Source organism: Acinetobacter sp. CIP-A165 (assembly GCF_000367985.1).
In the GTDB taxonomy this organism is placed as follows: Bacteria; Pseudomonadota; Gammaproteobacteria; order Pseudomonadales; family Moraxellaceae; genus Acinetobacter.
This window is the reverse complement of the sequence record NZ_KB849206.1, coordinates 77,944-94,961: the sequence shown is the minus strand read 5'-3', so window position 1 is coordinate 94,961 and position 17,018 is coordinate 77,944. Positions and strand designations below refer to the sequence as shown.

At 41.3% G+C, this 17,018-nt stretch carries 12 protein-coding genes, 3 tRNA genes and 1 pseudogene; 4 read left to right on the top strand and 12 right to left on the bottom strand.

Features of this window, described 5'->3' with window-relative positions; genetic code table 11:
• The first annotated feature begins 102 nt into the window (after window positions 1-102).
• On the top strand, window positions 103-2,313 hold the full coding sequence (locus F991_RS14655) for a TRAP transporter large permease subunit (RefSeq protein WP_004672963.1): 2,211 nt from the start codon (window positions 103-105) through the stop codon (window positions 2,311-2,313).
• Between the two features lie 140 nt (window positions 2,314-2,453).
• On the opposite strand, the gene F991_RS14650 is transcribed toward F991_RS14655, so the two are convergent.
• From F991_RS14650 to rnr, 6 genes are all read right to left on the bottom strand, one after another.
• The gene (locus F991_RS14650; protein ID WP_004672962.1) at window positions 2,454-3,323 is read right to left on the bottom strand and encodes a DMT family transporter; all 870 of its coding nucleotides are present in this window, start codon (window positions 3,321-3,323) and stop codon (window positions 2,454-2,456) included.
• 60 nt (window positions 3,324-3,383) lie between these two features.
• Entirely contained in the window at window positions 3,384-3,839 is a 456-nt protein-coding gene (locus F991_RS14645) for a hypothetical protein (RefSeq protein WP_004672961.1), read from the bottom strand.
• A gap of 13 nt (window positions 3,840-3,852) precedes the next feature.
• Window positions 3,853-4,059, bottom strand: coding sequence for a YheV family putative metal-binding protein (locus F991_RS14640; protein WP_004672960.1), 207 nt, complete (start codon window positions 4,057-4,059; stop codon window positions 3,853-3,855).
• A gap of 38 nt (window positions 4,060-4,097) precedes the next feature.
• Entirely contained in the window at window positions 4,098-6,137 is a 2,040-nt protein-coding gene (locus tag F991_RS14635) for a M3 family metallopeptidase (RefSeq protein ID WP_004672959.1), read from the bottom strand.
• A gap of 155 nt (window positions 6,138-6,292) precedes the next feature.
• Complete coding sequence (locus tag F991_RS14630; RefSeq protein WP_004672958.1) at window positions 6,293-6,892, bottom strand: dihydrofolate reductase family protein; 600 nt, start codon at window positions 6,890-6,892, stop codon at window positions 6,293-6,295.
• A 21-nt stretch (window positions 6,893-6,913) separates the two neighbouring features.
• Entirely contained in the window at window positions 6,914-9,343 is a 2,430-nt protein-coding gene (rnr, locus tag F991_RS14625) for a ribonuclease R (protein WP_004672957.1), read from the bottom strand.
• A gap of 258 nt (window positions 9,344-9,601) precedes the next feature.
• Between rnr and F991_RS14620 the strand changes: the two genes are divergently transcribed.
• The 3 genes from F991_RS14620 (at window position 9,602) to F991_RS14610 (ending at window position 9,905) form a co-directional block, all read left to right on the top strand.
• Window positions 9,602-9,691, top strand: a tRNA-Ser gene (locus tag F991_RS14620).
• A 13-nt stretch (window positions 9,692-9,704) separates the two neighbouring features.
• Window positions 9,705-9,781, top strand: a tRNA-Arg gene (locus F991_RS14615).
• 47 nt (window positions 9,782-9,828) lie between these two features.
• A tRNA-Arg gene (locus F991_RS14610) sits at window positions 9,829-9,905 on the top strand.
• A 120-nt stretch (window positions 9,906-10,025) separates the two neighbouring features.
• On the opposite strand, the gene F991_RS14605 is transcribed toward F991_RS14610, so the two are convergent.
• The 6 genes and pseudogenes from F991_RS14605 to F991_RS17865 all read right to left on the bottom strand — a co-directional run.
• Window positions 10,026-11,063 (bottom strand): AbrB family transcriptional regulator, encoded by a 1,038-nt coding sequence (locus F991_RS14605; protein WP_004672955.1) that lies wholly within the window; start codon window positions 11,061-11,063, stop codon window positions 10,026-10,028.
• A 166-nt stretch (window positions 11,064-11,229) separates the two neighbouring features.
• Window positions 11,230-12,726 carry a tripartite tricarboxylate transporter permease gene (locus F991_RS14600; RefSeq protein WP_004672953.1) on the bottom strand — a complete coding sequence of 499 codons (1,497 nt, stop codon included), beginning with the start codon at window positions 12,724-12,726 and terminating at the stop codon, window positions 11,230-11,232.
• 14 nt (window positions 12,727-12,740) lie between these two features.
• Entirely contained in the window at window positions 12,741-13,184 is a 444-nt protein-coding gene (locus tag F991_RS14595; RefSeq protein ID WP_004672951.1) for a tripartite tricarboxylate transporter TctB family protein, read from the bottom strand.
• Window positions 13,185-13,285: 101 nt separating this feature from the next.
• On the bottom strand, window positions 13,286-14,281 hold the full coding sequence (locus F991_RS14590) for a tripartite tricarboxylate transporter substrate binding protein (protein ID WP_004672950.1): 996 nt from the start codon (window positions 14,279-14,281) through the stop codon (window positions 13,286-13,288).
• Between the two features lie 558 nt (window positions 14,282-14,839).
• Entirely contained in the window at window positions 14,840-15,949 is a 1,110-nt protein-coding gene (locus F991_RS14585; RefSeq protein ID WP_004672949.1) for a porin, read from the bottom strand.
• 591 nt (window positions 15,950-16,540) lie between these two features.
• A pseudogene (locus F991_RS17865) lies at window positions 16,541-17,018 on the bottom strand (agmatine deiminase); the annotation flags it as partial.

Below are 17,018 nucleotides of genomic sequence, written 5' to 3'. Positions count from 1 at the left end.
GGACTGGTGATTCAAAGGGTAAATTCATTTATCTATCAACCATGGATATCGCATGATTCAACATCTTTGGATGGATGTTGAAAACAATAAATTGGAATAGACATGCAAAATGATCAAGAGAAAAAGTCTGGATTAGGTCTGCTGAGTTATATCTGGACAGAGTGGATATCGGCCTTTGTCGTTCTCGCCTTACTATTAATGACGCTCGTTATTGGTACAGGTGAGATGATTCATGGTCAGTTATTGCGTATGGGGGAGCGTTTGTATGGCGATCCTAATACTGGTATGCAATATTCGTTTCTTCGTGCTGAACCGACGAAACCAACCTGTGATACTAATCCAAATATCGATGCGCAAGTTCAAGAGCAGATGAAGATTAATGCTGCAGATGAATTTGCCAGTATGTTTGGTGTCGCATCGGAATCGGATGTTCGTTCGTCATTGCTTGCTGCAAAGCAACAGTGTGAAGAAAAATATCAATTCTATGATAAAGCAATGGCACATATTGAGGCCAATCCAAGCGTCCGGACCTATCGAAATATTGAAACATCCTTTTTTGGTGTTTTTAAATTTGGCTCCGAGAATCGCGCTTTATTTTTAGTGATTATGGTTTTATTTGCTGCAATCAGTGCGACGATAAAATCACATCATATTGGTTTACGTAGTCCTGCGACTAAAATTGATTTCCGTATTTATAACACTGCGATGTTGTTGGGTAATGGTTTACTCACCTACTCAGTGTACAGCCAATATCATTCTGTCCTGAATTCTGGTGTGCCTTTCGCCTCGGGAATGAATATTATTTATTGGCTCTGGATGGTTTTATTTGGTGCGTTAACGTTAATTAGTTTATTCCATTTAGTGAAGTCACCACCACCAACACGCGAAGGTGGAAATATTGGTTTAGCTTTCCTTAGTATCCCATTGTATGCATATATGGCGATTATTACGGGGATTGCATTCACCTTCTTTATGGATTATCCGATGGGGCAAGGGATTTACCTTGGCCAATTGGTTGAATTCGCAAATATTTTCTTAAATCTTGCCTTGTTTATTTGGGCAGGTATGTTGCTTAAGCAAACACGTATTGTTGATTTATTCTTAAATATTTTACGTCCGTGGAACTTAGCACCTGAAACCTTAACTTGGCTTATTTTGATTGCTGCTGCATTACCAACAGCGTATACCGGTGCATCTGGTATCTTCGTTATTGCTGCGGGTGCGATCATTTATAAAGAAGTTTGGAACGCAGGTGGTCGTCGTCAGTTTGCATTAGCTGCGACTGCGCTCTCAGGCTCGCTTGGCGTTGTGTTACGTCCGTGTTTATTAATTGTGGTTGTGGCATCTTTAAACAAAGAGGTGACAACAGACCTACTTTATAAACATGGTATGTATGTCTTCTTACTGACATCAACCTTATTCTTGGTGATTGCATTATTCTTTGCTGAGCAAAAATTCCGTATTGCACCTCCAAAAATTGCTTTACCGAAATCACTGCGCGCATTCGTTCCTGTAGCGCCGTATATCGTGATTTTTGTGCTGATTTGGTTGTTCTATAAACATGCGTTATCAACTGAGCTAAATGAATTTACTGCACCTGTCATGATGCCAGTGATTCTATTGTTGATGGTATTGTTTGATAAGTTACGTAAAGAGCCTGCACCACTTGCACCTGTTGGACATTGGGACAGTACTTTAAATACCTATACAGCACCATCAGATGGTTCTCAACCAGTACCACCAGTGAATCCATCGGATGATCCACGTAATCCTGAACGTCGTGTTCCATTTGGCAAAGCATTACATACCTCAACGACAGAAACCGTTGGGCATATTGGTGCATTAGTTATTTTGATGGCGCTTTCGGTCAGTGTCGGTGGTTTCCTCGAACATATTGAGGTCATGGAAGCTTTCCCGCGTGACATCAGTAGTATGTTTGTAGTGATTTCCTTAGTTGTGGTGTTTATGGTCTTGGTCGGTATGATCATGGATCCATTCGGGGCGGTTATCCTTATCTCCGCAACTGTTGCACCTGTGGCTTATCAGTATGGGATTGATCCTGTCCACTTCTGGATGATTGCATTGGTTGGCTTTGAGCTGGGCTATGTCACGCCACCTGTTGCTTTGAACCATTTATTGGCACGACAAGCGATTGGTGATGATGAGGTGAGGGCTGCGGATGCAGAAGTGAAGCATAAATCATTCTACTATCGTTATGAGCGTTGGATCTTACCGTTATTGGTGATGGTTCCTGCAATCTTAATTGTTGCGTACGTACCGTATTACTTTAAGTTGTTCGGTTGGTATCAATAAGTAACTCATTAAAAAAGCACCTTCGGGTGCTTTTTTATGCACTGAAAAATTGTGTGTATTGATTGAATTGAACATTTATTTGGGCGTAAGGGGGATTCACTGGAACAAAAACTGATTAGCCAACAGTTATGGTTTTTTAATTACTTTTGTTTTTGTATAAATGGGCTACATAACAAAATCGCCACTAGAATAAAAGCAAACCCAATCAAACTATATATATCGGGGATTTCTTGCCAAAGAAAAAATCCCCAAATGCCAGCAAAAATGATCGCCATATAATTCACTGGTGCAATCTGACCAGCAGGCGCAAGACGATAAGCGTGTGACATAAAGATTTGGCTAGTATTGGCAAGGATACCTGCACTGATTAGGAAAAATAACTCTTTGAGGTGATATGGACGCCAAACCCAAAACATCGGAATCACCGAGAGGAATGAACCAATCAAGCAGAAATAAAAAACAATTCGTTCAGGTGGTTCTGTCCGAGTAAGTGCTCGTACCGTGACAAAGGCCAGTGCGGCAAAGAGACTTGATCCCATCCCAATCATTGCAATCCAGTTCAGCAAGCCTTGATCAGGTTTGGCAACAAAAATAACCCCAATCAATCCTAAAGCTGCGGCACAAAGCATCGCTGCTGTGATTCGTTCTTTTAAAAATAACCATGCGATGAGTGGAATGAAAATGGGTGATGAATAGGTAAATACCATGGCATTGGAGAGTTTTAGATGTGCAATGGCATAGAAAAACCCATACATTGCTGCAAGCCCGGTCAAGCTGCGCCATGTATGCATCCATAGTTTTTCTGTTTTTACAAAACCAAAGCCTTGTTTAAAGATAAAGGGGATAAACAGAATGAGTCCAACGATGTTTCTGAAAAAGACGATTGTATAGTTATCAACGGTATGGGATGCATAGCGAATACAGATCCCCATCACAGAAAATAAAAGTGCAGAGAGCATGAGACATGCAATGGCAATGGGTACTGGATAGCGCTGACCGATACTGGACATAAAATAACAATGCTAGAAGGTGATTTACATTCTAGCAAAATGGGGATCGCGAAAACGCTTTTAAGATGATTGAGCTTGCTGAATTTGAGCCTCTAATAATTTAATTTGTTCCTCTTTCAGCCTGAGTAGAGCATCGACATCTTCATGTTGCTGTTTTAAATCTTTTTGCTGATCTTTTAATTGATGGTGAATATCATCTAATTTAGCGATTTCTTCTTTGGCTAAGCTGTCATTGGCCGGTAAAGGTTGCTTTATTAATGATTCTTGCACTAATTGGATGGGAGCAGGTACTTCACTCTCATCTATCGTCGAGATCTCTGGTGTTACAGTGTTCGCCTCTTCTGCTTCTTGAGAAATTATTTCCTCAGCTATAGGTTGGTCTGAGTACGTACTCGGCTGTAGATTCTTCTGTGTCAAAAACCATTGTATTGCAAAAAACAAAACCACAATAATGCTAATGCCAGCAATGATCATCCACAATAACTTGGCGTTTTTGGTTTGGCTTGGTGACGTCATTTTTTTTAACCTTCTAGTCAAAATGACGAGGTTTGAACTGTATCACCCCAATTTCATCTGGCTCTGCGATTTCAGGTTCATCCACTTGAGTTGGCCGTTTTTCGCTATAAGCACATTCGATACATTCAATCCACTCGTCATCCACAGTAGTGATCTTAACCACACGATCTAACGCGCCACATTTGGGGCATTTTGCACCCGCGATGAACTGTCTTTTCATGTCAGTTAATACCACCCTGTGAACAATAATGACGTAGTTTAAGCGGTTTTATCAGCGTTCGTCCAACCTTGATGACGCAATAATGCATCTATTTTCGGTTCTCTTTTTCGGAAATTGCGAAACGCATCAAGTGCAGTCTCTTTTCCGCCAACTGCTAGGATAAACTGCCGAAACTCTTTTCCTGTCTCGGTATTAAAAATACCTTCATTTTCGAAGCGATCAAAGGCATCACTCGCTAAAACTTCAGCCCATTTATACGAGTAATAACCCGCAGCATAGCCGCCTGCAAAAATATGGCTGAAACTGTGTTGGAAACGGTTATAAGCAACAGTGGGAACAACGGCAAATTTACTGCGAATATCATCTAAGGTATTCTGAATCTGCTGGCTGTTTAATGCAGGTGCTTGACGGTGAATGGTGAGGTCAAACAAGGCAAACTCAATTTGACGCAAGGTTTGCATTCCTGACTGGAAAAACCGTGCATTCAGTAATGCAGCTAACAATTCTTGCGGCAAGGTTTGCTTGGTTTCAGTATGCTCACTGAGAACATCTAAGCTTTCGTTATCCCACGCCCAGAATTCCATAAACTGGCTTGGTAACTCCACAGCATCCCAAGCCACGCCGTGTGTACCTGCAACTGAGATATTATCCACTTCTGTGAGCATGTGATGTAAGCCATGACCAAACTCATGGAATAAGGTAATCACTTCATCATGCGTGAGCAAGGCAGGCTGATCACCAATTGGTGGAGTAAAGTTACATACCATATAGCAGACTGGTTTTTGTAATCCTGTTGCGGTTTGCACACGGGAACGGAAACCACTCATCCATGCGCCACCACGTTTACCGTTGCGGGCATATAAGTCAAAGTAGAAACCACCAATCACTTGACCTTGATCTTCAATTTCAAAATAACGCACATCATTTTGCCAAACAGGTGCTTGGCGTTCGATGATTTGGATGTCATACAGGCGTTGCACGATCTGAAATAAACCTTGAACAACTTTTGATGCAGGGAAATACGGTTTGAGTGCTTCTTGAGATAAATTAAATTGTTGTTGTTTCAGCTTTTCAGAATAATAGGTTGCATCCCACGGTTTTAATTCTTCGATACCATCTTGTTGTGCAATAGCCTTGAGTTCTGCAATTTCAGCCAATGCAGGCGCACGTGCATGTTCAGCCAAATCGACTAAGAATTTATCGACTGTCTCAACATCAGGTGCCATTTTACTGGCAAGAGAATATTCAGCAAAATTATTAAAACCTAATAATTGTGCCATTTCCTGACGCAGGCTGAGGATTTCCTCCATGACAGGCGTGTTGTCAAACTCAGTTTTATCAGACTGCTCAGATGCACGTGTCACATAGGCCTTATACAATTCTTCTCTTAATGCTCGATCATCGGCATAGGTCATAATCGCGAAATAAGCAGGGAAATCGAGTGTTGCAACCGCTTGGTCAAGCTCACGTTGTTGCCCGTATTGCTTTAATAATTCAACACTACTTTGTGGCAGACCTTTGAGTTGTGCTTCATTTAAAGGTTTAAAGTAAGCTTGAGTTGCATCAAGGACATGATTGGAAAAGTCTGATGAAAGCTGAGATAGACGTGCTGAGATGTCGGCATAGCGTTTTTTTGCTTCGCCTTCGAGTGCCACACCTGAAAGTTTAAAGTCACGTAGCGCCAGTTTAATGGCACTTTGTTGTGCTTCGCCGAGGGTTTGGAACGCAACGCTATCATGAACCTGTTGGTAAGTTTGATAGAGCGCCGCGTGCTGTCCAAGTTGTGTGTAGTATTCGCTTAAACTCGGTAATAGCGATTGATATACCTCACGGGTTTCAGGGTTATTCATGACGGCATTGAGATGCGATAAAATGCCCCATGCTTCACTCATGTTATTTTCAAGCTGGTCAACTTCGGTCAATGTTGCCAATTGAGTTTTGGTATCTTGAGGGGCTTCACTTAGGCGATTTAAGAAGTTCTGACCATTTTGAATGCTTTGTTCAATCTGTTGTTTTAAGTCGGCAAGTTGAATTTGATCAAATTGAGGAACTGGAAGCGTTGCTTGCTGTAGTGTCATTCTATTTTTGCCATATCATCTTTAAACATAGTTATAGATGTAGGGGTGATGACATCAGAAATCAAGTTGAAGGTATGATTTATTAGGTTAACTTCTGGTTTTGGCTGAGAAAGGAGGTTCAATCGCCAAACAAATTCACGTCTGGTGATCTCTTACTATTTTATGATGCGATATTTTATATGTGTTACCAAATTCGTGCCTCGTTGCTCCAGTATTTCAAAATTTATTGGTGGTACATCCTCGAACAAGCGTTTGCCTTGACCTACCACGACCGGAACGATCTGTAGCCATAACTCATCAATAATACCTGCTTTCAAATATTGATTGACGGTATCTGCACCACCTGCAATTGCAACATCTTTTTCACCAGCGACTGCTTTTGCTTTTTCCAGAGCACTTTGTATTCCATCAGTCACAAAATGAAAGGTCGTACCACCTTGCAAAGCTAGATTCTCCCGAGCAGTGTGGGTAAGAACAAATACAGGAGCATGATATGGGGGTTCTTCGCCCCACCAACCTTCCCATGTATTATATTCTGCCCCACTTGGGCCGAACATATTACGTCCCATAATAAAAGCGCCAGCAGAGGTTAAACTGGCAATTTCATGCTTATGCTGATCAGCTTGCTCAAACAACCATTTACACAAACTTTGATGAATATTAGGTAACTCACCGAAAGGCTTATCTTCAGTCATATTCAGGCCAGCAACGAAACCATCAACGGATATACATATACCGCATATTACTTTTCCCATACTGGCCTTCCTATTCATGATTTAAGCGTCTTGCTTTACCTTCGCATTGGACTTTTTCTTTTTCGGTTTTGCTTTCTTCTTCACCTTTTCTTTGCTTTCAGGCTTAGAAGCGCTCTTTTTGCTTGGTTTCTTTGCGTAAGGACTAGCTTTGTCCTTATTCTTCTTTTTAGCAACGGGCTTTTCACCATCTTCACTGAGTTGAGCGATGATAGGTGCTTTGCTAAATACTTCTTCAGTGGTTAGGGTTTTACTTGAAGCAGTACGTGGCGCTTTTTGACGAATCACACGACCCAAATGTGTCAATTGCTGAATCAGTTGGAAGTCGATTTTACGTTCTTCCAAGTTCACGCCAGCGACTTTGATCTTGACTTCATCACCTAAACTAAAGGCTTGACCACGGTTTTGTCCGACCAGACTTTGGCTGGCTTGATCATAGAGGAAATAATCCTCACCGAGTTGGCTGACATGGATCATTCCATCCACATATAAGTCTTTAAGGGTGACAAATAAACCAAACTCAGTCACAGCACTAATCAGGCCAACAAACTCATCGCCTAAATGCTGTTGCATATAGTGGCATTTCAACCATGTGGTCACACTACGCGAAGCTTCATCTGCGCGACGTTCGGTTTGAGAGAAATGCTCACCTGCATCATCCAAGGCTGCACCAGAAAGCGTGTGAGGCTTTTGTTGCAAATGCGTTTTAATGGCACGATGAAGTAATAAATCGGGGTAACGACGAATTGGTGAGGTGAAATGCGTATACGCTTCATATGCCAAACCGTAGTGACCAGAGTTTTTTGCGCCGTAATAGGCTTGCATCATCGAGCGCAATAACACCGCATGAATACTTGGTGCATCGAGTCGATCCTTGGTCGCTTCGATTACGCGTTGATAATCTGCTTGGGTCGGTTGTTCTGGGAATGGTAGACCGAGTAATTTCACAAAATCACGTACTTTTTGAATACGTGAAAATTCTGGCGCTTCATGCACACGATAGAGCATCGGAATATCATGTTCTAAAGCGTATTCTGCCGCCGCGACATTGGCGAGCAACATACATTCTTCAATCAGTTTATGAGCAACGTTGCGCGTACGCGGCAAGATTTCTTTGATACCACCCAACTCATCAAAAGTCATATAGGTTTCAATGGTTTCAAACTCCATTGCATGACGTTCTGCACGTAACCCTTTTAGGGTTTGATAAAGTTGGAACAGGGTGTTGAGTGATTTATGAATGCTTTTATCTTGTGGAATCGCATCTGTTGTACCATCAAAATATTCACTGACTTGGGTATAAGTCAAACGTGCTTTGGAGTGCATTACCGCAGGGTAGAATTCATAACCCGTTACTTTCCCTGCGCGAGACAGTTTTAAATCACAGACCATACATAGACGGTCAAGGTGCGGATTTAAAGAACACAAGCCATTCGACAATGCTTCAGGCAACATAGGCAAAACAAAGTGTGGGAAATAAACCGAAGTTCCTCGATCTTCTGCTTCTTCATTCAAAGCCGAATCTAAACGGACATAATGACTGACATCGGCAATGGCTACCACCACACGATAACCCCCACCAGGGCGTTTCTCCGCATACACGGCATCGTCAAAGTCACGCGCATCTTCACCATCAATGGTGACGAGTGGTAGATCGCGTAGATCTACACGTCCTTTATGGTCTTGTGCAGACGGTTCTTTGAAACTTTCAGCTTCTTTGATGACCGCATCTGGAAACTCGTAAGGCAATCCAAACTCTAAAATCGTTTGAGGAATAATAATTTCGGTATCAGCTTTGTCTGCCATGGATTGAATCACATGACCCGTTGCTAGCTCTTCACGCGTTGGATAGTCATCAATTGCAACACGCAACATATCACCAACTTTTGCATTGGCATGTTCAATCAGTTCTTTTTCTAAGGTGATTGGTTGGTGCTGATTGGGATTACTGGGTTGAATAAAATATTCACCATCATGTTCAATGACTTTACCAATAATCTGTTTAACGCGGTGTTGAACTACTTCGCTAATAAAACCCCAAGCTTTGCCTTTACGATCGACGGAGGTCTGACGAACCTTGACGCGATCGCCATTAAAGACCAATCGTAATTCACGTTCAGCCAAGAGGATGTCGTTTTGCCCTGCGATATTGGCAGTACCTAGACCTTTACTATTGATATATACCGTTGCCTCATGGCTCGGGAGGTCTGTTGCTGGCTGAAATTTATAGCCATCCTTCATTAACTGACCATCACGCACCATCGCACTTAAACGATGGTTTAATGCATCAATACTTTTTTGATCTTGAAGATTAAAGCATTCGACGAGTTCAGCGTGTGATTGAGCAGTTTGTAATTGTTCTAATGTGGTTAAAATAAGAGTTCGGCTCGGAATCGGGTTGTCATAACGTTCAGCTTCTGCTTTTGCTTCGGGATCGCCCCAGTTTTTAATCATATCGTTTCATTTCACATCTGGCAGATCGCTTTAGCATAAGTCATTCAAACTTCGACTGCACGCCAAAGATTGCAAGTTTCTGTTTACGCCACGGATCTGTATAAAAGAGAAGTCTATATTAACAAGCGTTGAAGCAAAAAATGCTGAAAAAACACCAAAATCGTTTAAAAAATATTTGATTGATATAAAAAAACAGAAAAAAACAGGATCTTCCCTTGTGTAAAGGAGTTTTAGTTTGTATTATTGCGCTCGTGTTACGGTGAGATGGGTGAGTGGCTGAAACCACATCCCTGCTAAGGATGCGTACGGGTAACTGTACCGAGGGTTCGAATCCCTCTCTCACCGCCATTTTTTACTTAATGCGCTCATAGCTCAGCTGGATAGAGCACTTGGCTACGAACTAAGGGGTCGGGAGTTCGAATCTCTCTGAGCGCACCAAGTAAATATTGCACAAGTAACACATGCCACATTGGCACATAAGTAATGCGCTCATAGCTCAGCTGGATAGAGCACTTGGCTACGAACTAAGGGGTCGGGAGTTCGAATCTCTCTGAGCGCACCAACTTAATGAAAAACACCGCTTAATTGCGGTTTTTTTGTGCCTGAATTTTCTGAGTAAATACTTTTGAACTAAACGGTGATCAACAATAGTTGCCGTCTAATTTTTAAAAGACGATTTGTTTCATTTCTTTTGCAGCACTTTTTCAAAGAAAAGATATAAATAGCCTACAGTTCCCAATACGCCAACCATACGCACCACATGAAATGCAGTCACCAAAGGCACACCTAGTTGTAATACATTTGCAGTAATAGTCATTTCAGCGACACCACCGGGTGCGAGACCTAAGCCAAGTGTCGGGAGGGGAATATCTGTCCATCGCATTAGGATGTATGCAACTAAGCCTGTGAGTACCAATGCGCCAAGATTACAGAGCGCGACAATACTTAGATAGTGTGGTGCGGTTTTAAAAAATCCAGCTTTGAATTTATTGCCAAGTGACCAGCCGAGTAAAACTTGTCCCAAGTGTACAATGGGATCTGGTATGGCTGAGAGATGAATATTTTGTGCGGTAAAAAAAATAGCAATCAGTAATGCGCCAAAGGTCCAAGGGTTGGGGAGTTTGTAGTGCTGGAAAATACGACTGGCGAGATAAGATAAGATTACCAAAAGGACCAAACCAAACCAATTTATTTCCATATTACGGTCGATGTGATGGTCATCAAAGCCATGCCATCCCATAAACTGATAGGCGAACGGAACAATCACCACCACCATCAGTACGCGTAACGTATGTGCTGATGCAACTTTGTCTACTTGGGCTTGGTGGTGTTCTGCTAAATGTGACATTTCATTTGCCCCGCCAATCGCGGAAGCAAACCAAGCTGTTTTAAAATCGACTTTGCCCCAACGTTGTAAGATGACAGCACCAATCCCACCTAACATTAACGCGAACAGTAGACCTATCAATAATGCGAGCCAATTTTTTGCAATCAGATGCAGCATTTCTGGCGTGAAATACAAACCTAAAGTCAGTCCGATAATCGATAAACCGATACTGCGTGCAGCACTGTGGCACTCAATTGGGGCATGATTGATTTTCAGTAAAGCGGTAATAAACAGTGATCCCAATAGCCAAGGGATGGGCAAGTGCAACCACTGTGCAAGGTGAGCACCAAGAAAGGCGATGGCTAGACTCAAAGCATACTTTAGATATTGCATTGAATGAGATCACATAAACTAGAACAATGCGTAATCGCAGAGTAGACCAATCGTAATGAGGTAATCACGAGACTTCTTTCATTACTAGTTAAACCCTCTTTGTTCTTCCTCTATCGGGAGAAACAAAAAAGGGTTTGTAAAAAAAGTCTACGATTGATCAGTAATATTAAATTGCTTTATGGCGATTGCGTAACCAACGAATTAACGGCAACACAATCATGATACCCGCCAACATCCATAAGGTCTTGGTAATATAGCCATCAAATAGGATGGATAGTTCACCTTGCGAAATGGAGAGTGCGCGGCGCAAGCTAGATTCCATGAGTTCACCTAACACGAACCCGAGAATGAGTGCTGATAAAGGGAAATTAAGTTTACGTAAAATATAACCAAAAATACCTAAAATCACCATGAACACAAGGTCGAAGACTGTGCTATGGATGGCATACACCCCCACGAAGCTGACTGCTGCGATGGCTGGAAGCAAAATAAAGTTTGGCACACTCAGTAGCTTGGCAAAGAAGCGAACCAATGAGATGTTCATAATGAGTAGTAATACACTGACCACAAACAATGAGGCAATCAGTCCCCAAACAATCGTTGGTTGTTCGGTGAATAACTGTGGACCGGGCGTAATGTTATAAAGCGTCAAAGCGCCTAACATGACTGCTGTTGTGCCTGAACCGGGCACACCTAGGGTGAGCATCGGAATAAATGAACCACATGCTGAAGCGTTATTGGCAGCTTCTGGTGCTGCAATACCACGCAAATCACCTTCACCAAATTTGCCATCTTTTCCTGCGAGTTTACGTTCGCTGGTATAAGACATTGCACTGGCGATGGTTGCACCCGCACCGGGTAAAATACCAACAATAAAGCCAAGCAAAGAACTGCGAATCGTTGTGCCTAAGGTGAACGTAAACTCTTTGAGGTTGAATAAACTGCGCTTGCCTTGTCCTAAAGCTTTTTGTCCAACTGTTGTTTTTTCCAGCATAATTAGAATTTCGCTGATACTGAAAAAACCAATCACAATTGTTGTAAATTGTACGCCGTCGCTTAAATTGACTGAACCAAAGGTAAAACGATACACACCAGTGACAGCATCAACACCTACGGTCGCAAACAATAAACCGATCAATGCTGCAATGGCTGTTTTAATGGGTTGGTCGCCCACTAAGCCACTTAAACACGTGAGTGCGAATACCATTAAAACGAAATATTCAGCAGGCCCGAAGACAATTGCCCATTTTGCTAAAAGTGGTGCAAATAACACGATTCCCGTGATTGCGATCAAGCTGCCAATAAATGAGCTCATAGCTGAAAGTGATAGCGCAATCCCTGCCTTACCTTGTTTAGCGAGTGGATATCCATCCATCGTCGACATAATGGCGGCGGCATCACCAGGCACATTGATTAGAATCGCGGAAATACGACCTCCGTATTCACAGCCCAGATAGACCGCTGCTAATAGGATTAGCGCACTTTCAGGTGGGAGGCCCAATGCATAAGCAAACGGGAGCAGTAATGCGACACCATTGATTGGGCCGAGTCCGGGTAATAGTCCAACAATTGTTCCAATAAATGCACCGATGAGCGCGATCATTAGGTTTTGAGGTGTTAATGCGACTTGAAAGCCGTACATTAAATATTCATAAACTTCCATTTATTCTTCCTTGATTAACTAAAAAATCCCAATGGCAGTGGTACATCTAATACGTAGTCAAATAACCCGTATAAAAGACAACCAAAGACAATGCCTGAGATTAGTGATGCTTTGATGCTTCCTCCAAAAAGGGTGCCGACAAGGAAAAACATGATGGCGGTCGCAATAGGGAAACCTAAAAATTCAAAAGTTACCGCGTAAATCAGCATAAACAGCATCAATAAGCCGATTCTTTTTAGAATTGAAGGTGTGTAGCCTAAATCAATGAATTCAGCTAATTTTTGAGGTCTAAATGTTAGATAAAAACAACTTACAATCAGTAGTAATAGGAGCAGTACGGGATAGGGGCGTGGCCCTAAAGGGTCATACGCAAAAGGGGCGACATAGCCCCAAGCTAAATAAAGAAGACCTAAACTGACGAGTCCCAAAGTCCCTGAAAAAATCCTTTCTGCGGACATAAATAATTCCTTTTCTGTACCAAAATTCAGGAGCATTTCAATACTGAGTTTTTTCGCTATAGCAAAATGTGAGGATTGAAATGCTCTAATCGCCTTAAGGGTTATTTTGTAACGAGATCGAACTCTTTTGATAAATCTCTGAGTTGATTAGTTTGCTGCATGACAAATTTATCTAACTCTTCTCCAGTCATAGAAAGCGGGAGTAAATCGAATTGTTCTCGAGATTTTTCAAACTTCGGATCAAGCATCATTTTTTCAAATGATGTTTTCCACCATTGATAGGCTTCGTCACTAACTTTTGGGCCAACATAGTAACCACGAACCACAGGCCATTGGATGTCGAAACCTTGTTCTTTTGCTGTTGGTATATCAGCTAAAGCATTTGGTAGGCGCTCAGGTGCAAATACCGCGAGTGCACGTAACTTACCTGATTTGACATGAGGAATAACTTCGGCAACACCTGCGCTAACCACTTGGATGTGGTTGCCTAAAACAGATGTGACGGCTTCACCACCGCCTTCTAACGCAATATAGGTCATTTCTTTTGGATTCACACCAGCAGCTTTAGCGAGCATCGCGGTTTGCATCCAATCTTGACCACCGACACTACCACCTGCACCGAAGCTCACGGATTTTGGATTTTTCTTAAGGGCGGCAACTAAATCGTTTAGGTTTTTATAAGGAGATTCTGCATTGACTGCAACCACGCCATAGTCTGTGCCTACAATGGCTAACCAACGAACATCTTTTTCAGTATATTGACCGAATTTTCCTTGTGAGAGATTCAGTAGCGAACCTGTGGAAAAAGCCACAATGGCATTGTCATTAGCAGGGTCGTTGGCGACGATTTTATTGTATGCAACTGCACCTACACCACCCGGCATGTAGGTGACACGCATTGGGGATTTTAGTATTTCGGTTTCTTTAAACGCATTTTGTGCCAATTTACAGGTCAGGTCAAAACCACCTCCTGGTTTTGCTGGTGCAATACATTCTGGGCGTTTAGGTTCGCCGACTTCGCCTTGTTTTTTGTTGCATGCCGTTAGACCTAATCCTAAGGTCAGTAAAGTACCAGTTAATAGAATGCCTTTTAACATTTTAAGTGTTTCTCCATAAACGGTTATATTTATATGCAAACTTTGGGTGTGCATATTTTTATATAGGCTTCGTTGCCTAGATTTTTAAAAGACGGGGGAGAGGTATTTTAAACCTTGCGACACTCTCTACCACTTTTGCATAGCTTTAATTTGAATTGTGGAATCCGTTGTTTATCATAAAAAATAAACAGAAAAAGAATATCATTATCTTATCTATGGTTATGATTCATTTTTAAAATACATGTAAAGTGGTTATTTATTTTAGAAATACCATGTGCTGCTAAATTATTATAGAGGGATATAAGTTGATGATTTTCTTTTTAAATATAAGGGGGAATGTTTTTTGAAAAATGGGTGGTTGGTGATTGATATTTGAGCGATGCGTGATATGGATTTGTGATAATTGGTTGAGGGTTATGAATAAGCGAAGATTAAATCCTGCTTTATTATTAAACTTTTGTATTTGATTTATTGAAAATTATTGATGGGTTTAAATAATGAATAGGTATTAAAAAAGCCAAAACTGATAAAATTTTGGCTTTTTATTCGTGGTGGGGCTTAGAACTTAAACTCTAAGCCAGTACCAACAACAGGTTGTTTATCTTTTGCATCTGCTTGTTTGAAAGTTGCATAGGCTGTATAGCCATAGGCTTTTACTTGTTTGTTAAATGAATAATCTACGCCTGCCATAATTTGCTTAGCATCATAGTCTGCATCATCATTTTTAAAGCTGGTCGAATTTTGACTGTATTGTGCTTTTAGATTCCATTTCTCAAGGTTTGGGAGTCGATATTCTGCACCGACCAGCCAACCTATGGAATCATCAATATTGTTTGCGCCGACAGTATTGCCTTTTGCTTCTTCAACCTCAGATTTTTGGATTAATGCTTTTAAAGCGAGTCCATCGATTGGTTTGATACGCCCTGTCAGACGTAAAGTGTTAGCTGCTGCAAAGACTTTATCTATGTCGGTATGTGTATCTGTTGCATTGAGAAACCCGCGTCCTAAAAAGTTGCTTGGAATCGCTTTGTCGTAGGCAATCGCTGCCAAGAAGATTGGATCTGCATAGGTGATTGATGTTGACCATGCATCACCTAAGCCCCCACCATCAACAGTTACGCCACCTTGATTGCTTTTGATCCCTTGTGCTTCACCTGTTGCAAGTAAAGCATTGAATTCAATATTGGCTTCTTTACCAGCTGCAAATTTGGGTGATTCATATACCACAGTATTATTGATGCGGTTTTCACCTGGCATGATACTTGTAATGTCGGCTGTGTTGCGGACGTAGTTATTGAAGCTATCAACAGCGCTGGATAATTTTTTTAATGGTGAGTTGTTCTTACCGACTTTGAGTGTTCCGTATTTGTCATCCTTTAAGCCAACATAGCGATCACGTTGCGACCAATCGGTTCCATCACCGTCGGCGTTAAATGACCACTCAATCAAGTAAACAGCGCTGAGGCGTTCGGTTAATTTCTCTTCACCTTTAAGTCCGAGGAATGAACTATTGCTGTTTACTTTCCATACATCTCGATCAGATTTGGTTGCATTGTTTTCAGGTAGGTAGTCGAGACTGGCATCGATTTCGCCATAGATTTTTGGAGCAGCGATTGCTGAGCAGGTGGTGATGCTTAATATACTGGCAATTAAAAAATTAATTTTCATTTATGTCATCCTAACAATTTAAAATTATGAATAAGCAACCGTCATCTCATTTAAACAAATGAAATATAAAATAGACCATGCTGTTTAGACGAAAATATTTCTAAAGAAATCAATAAATTTAAATCCGTGTGGCATAAGTCTTGAGCTGTGTTTTCATAATTAAATACTTACACTCAAAGATTAAGTGTAGGCATCTAAGCAATCCTTCGCTAAAGAATAGATTTAATGCACGAGGCATGGCCTGTGAACTTATTCAGTGTGGATTTTATTGTATTTAAAGTGAGGTCGGCATTTAATTTTTTGATAAGGGTGGTGGTGATATTTAGTTTTATGATGAAGATGTGATTTGTACTTTTATTTTGATTTCTCATTAATGTATTTTTTGATATAAATATATTAGACCTTAGTCTAGTATAAACGCTGGGATTTATCTTAAATAAGGTGCATTTATTATTAAGCATAAATTTTATTTATGACTTTTTATTTGAACTCATTATTTAGATTTTTTGTGTTTCTCCCATCTGGGGGTGAAAAAAATCTAATATAAAAAAACCGCTGAAATATCAGCGGTTTTTTTATATTTAAACAGGATTAGAAAAGGTTGGTACTTTCAAATAGTTGTTCAGTGAGATTGATGTTTGAAACTGAAAGATGGTCAGTAAGGTTTGTACCTGAGCTGCTAAGAGAGAAACCTTGAGAAGACGTTGTTGCACCTAGAACAGAATCTAAGATGCTATCTACACCATTACTGCTGCTACAACCACAGTCACCGACATTAACTGAAAGTAATCCAGTTAGGTTTCCAACGATATCGCCACTGAGGATACCAGTGATTGAACCCAGAGGACCACCATCACCGCCAATACCACCGATGATGCCACCACCAAGCAGATCTTCACCGACAACATGTTGGATAATATCCGCAGCAGTTGAACCATTATTGATGAGTGTACCGATCACGCCAGTCGCATTAGCCATCGCGCCACCAAAATCAGCGCCAGCTAAATCAGAGATTGCTTCAAGTGTACCGTTGACGGTATCGCGAGAAGTTTCAAAAGTAAGCGTGCCA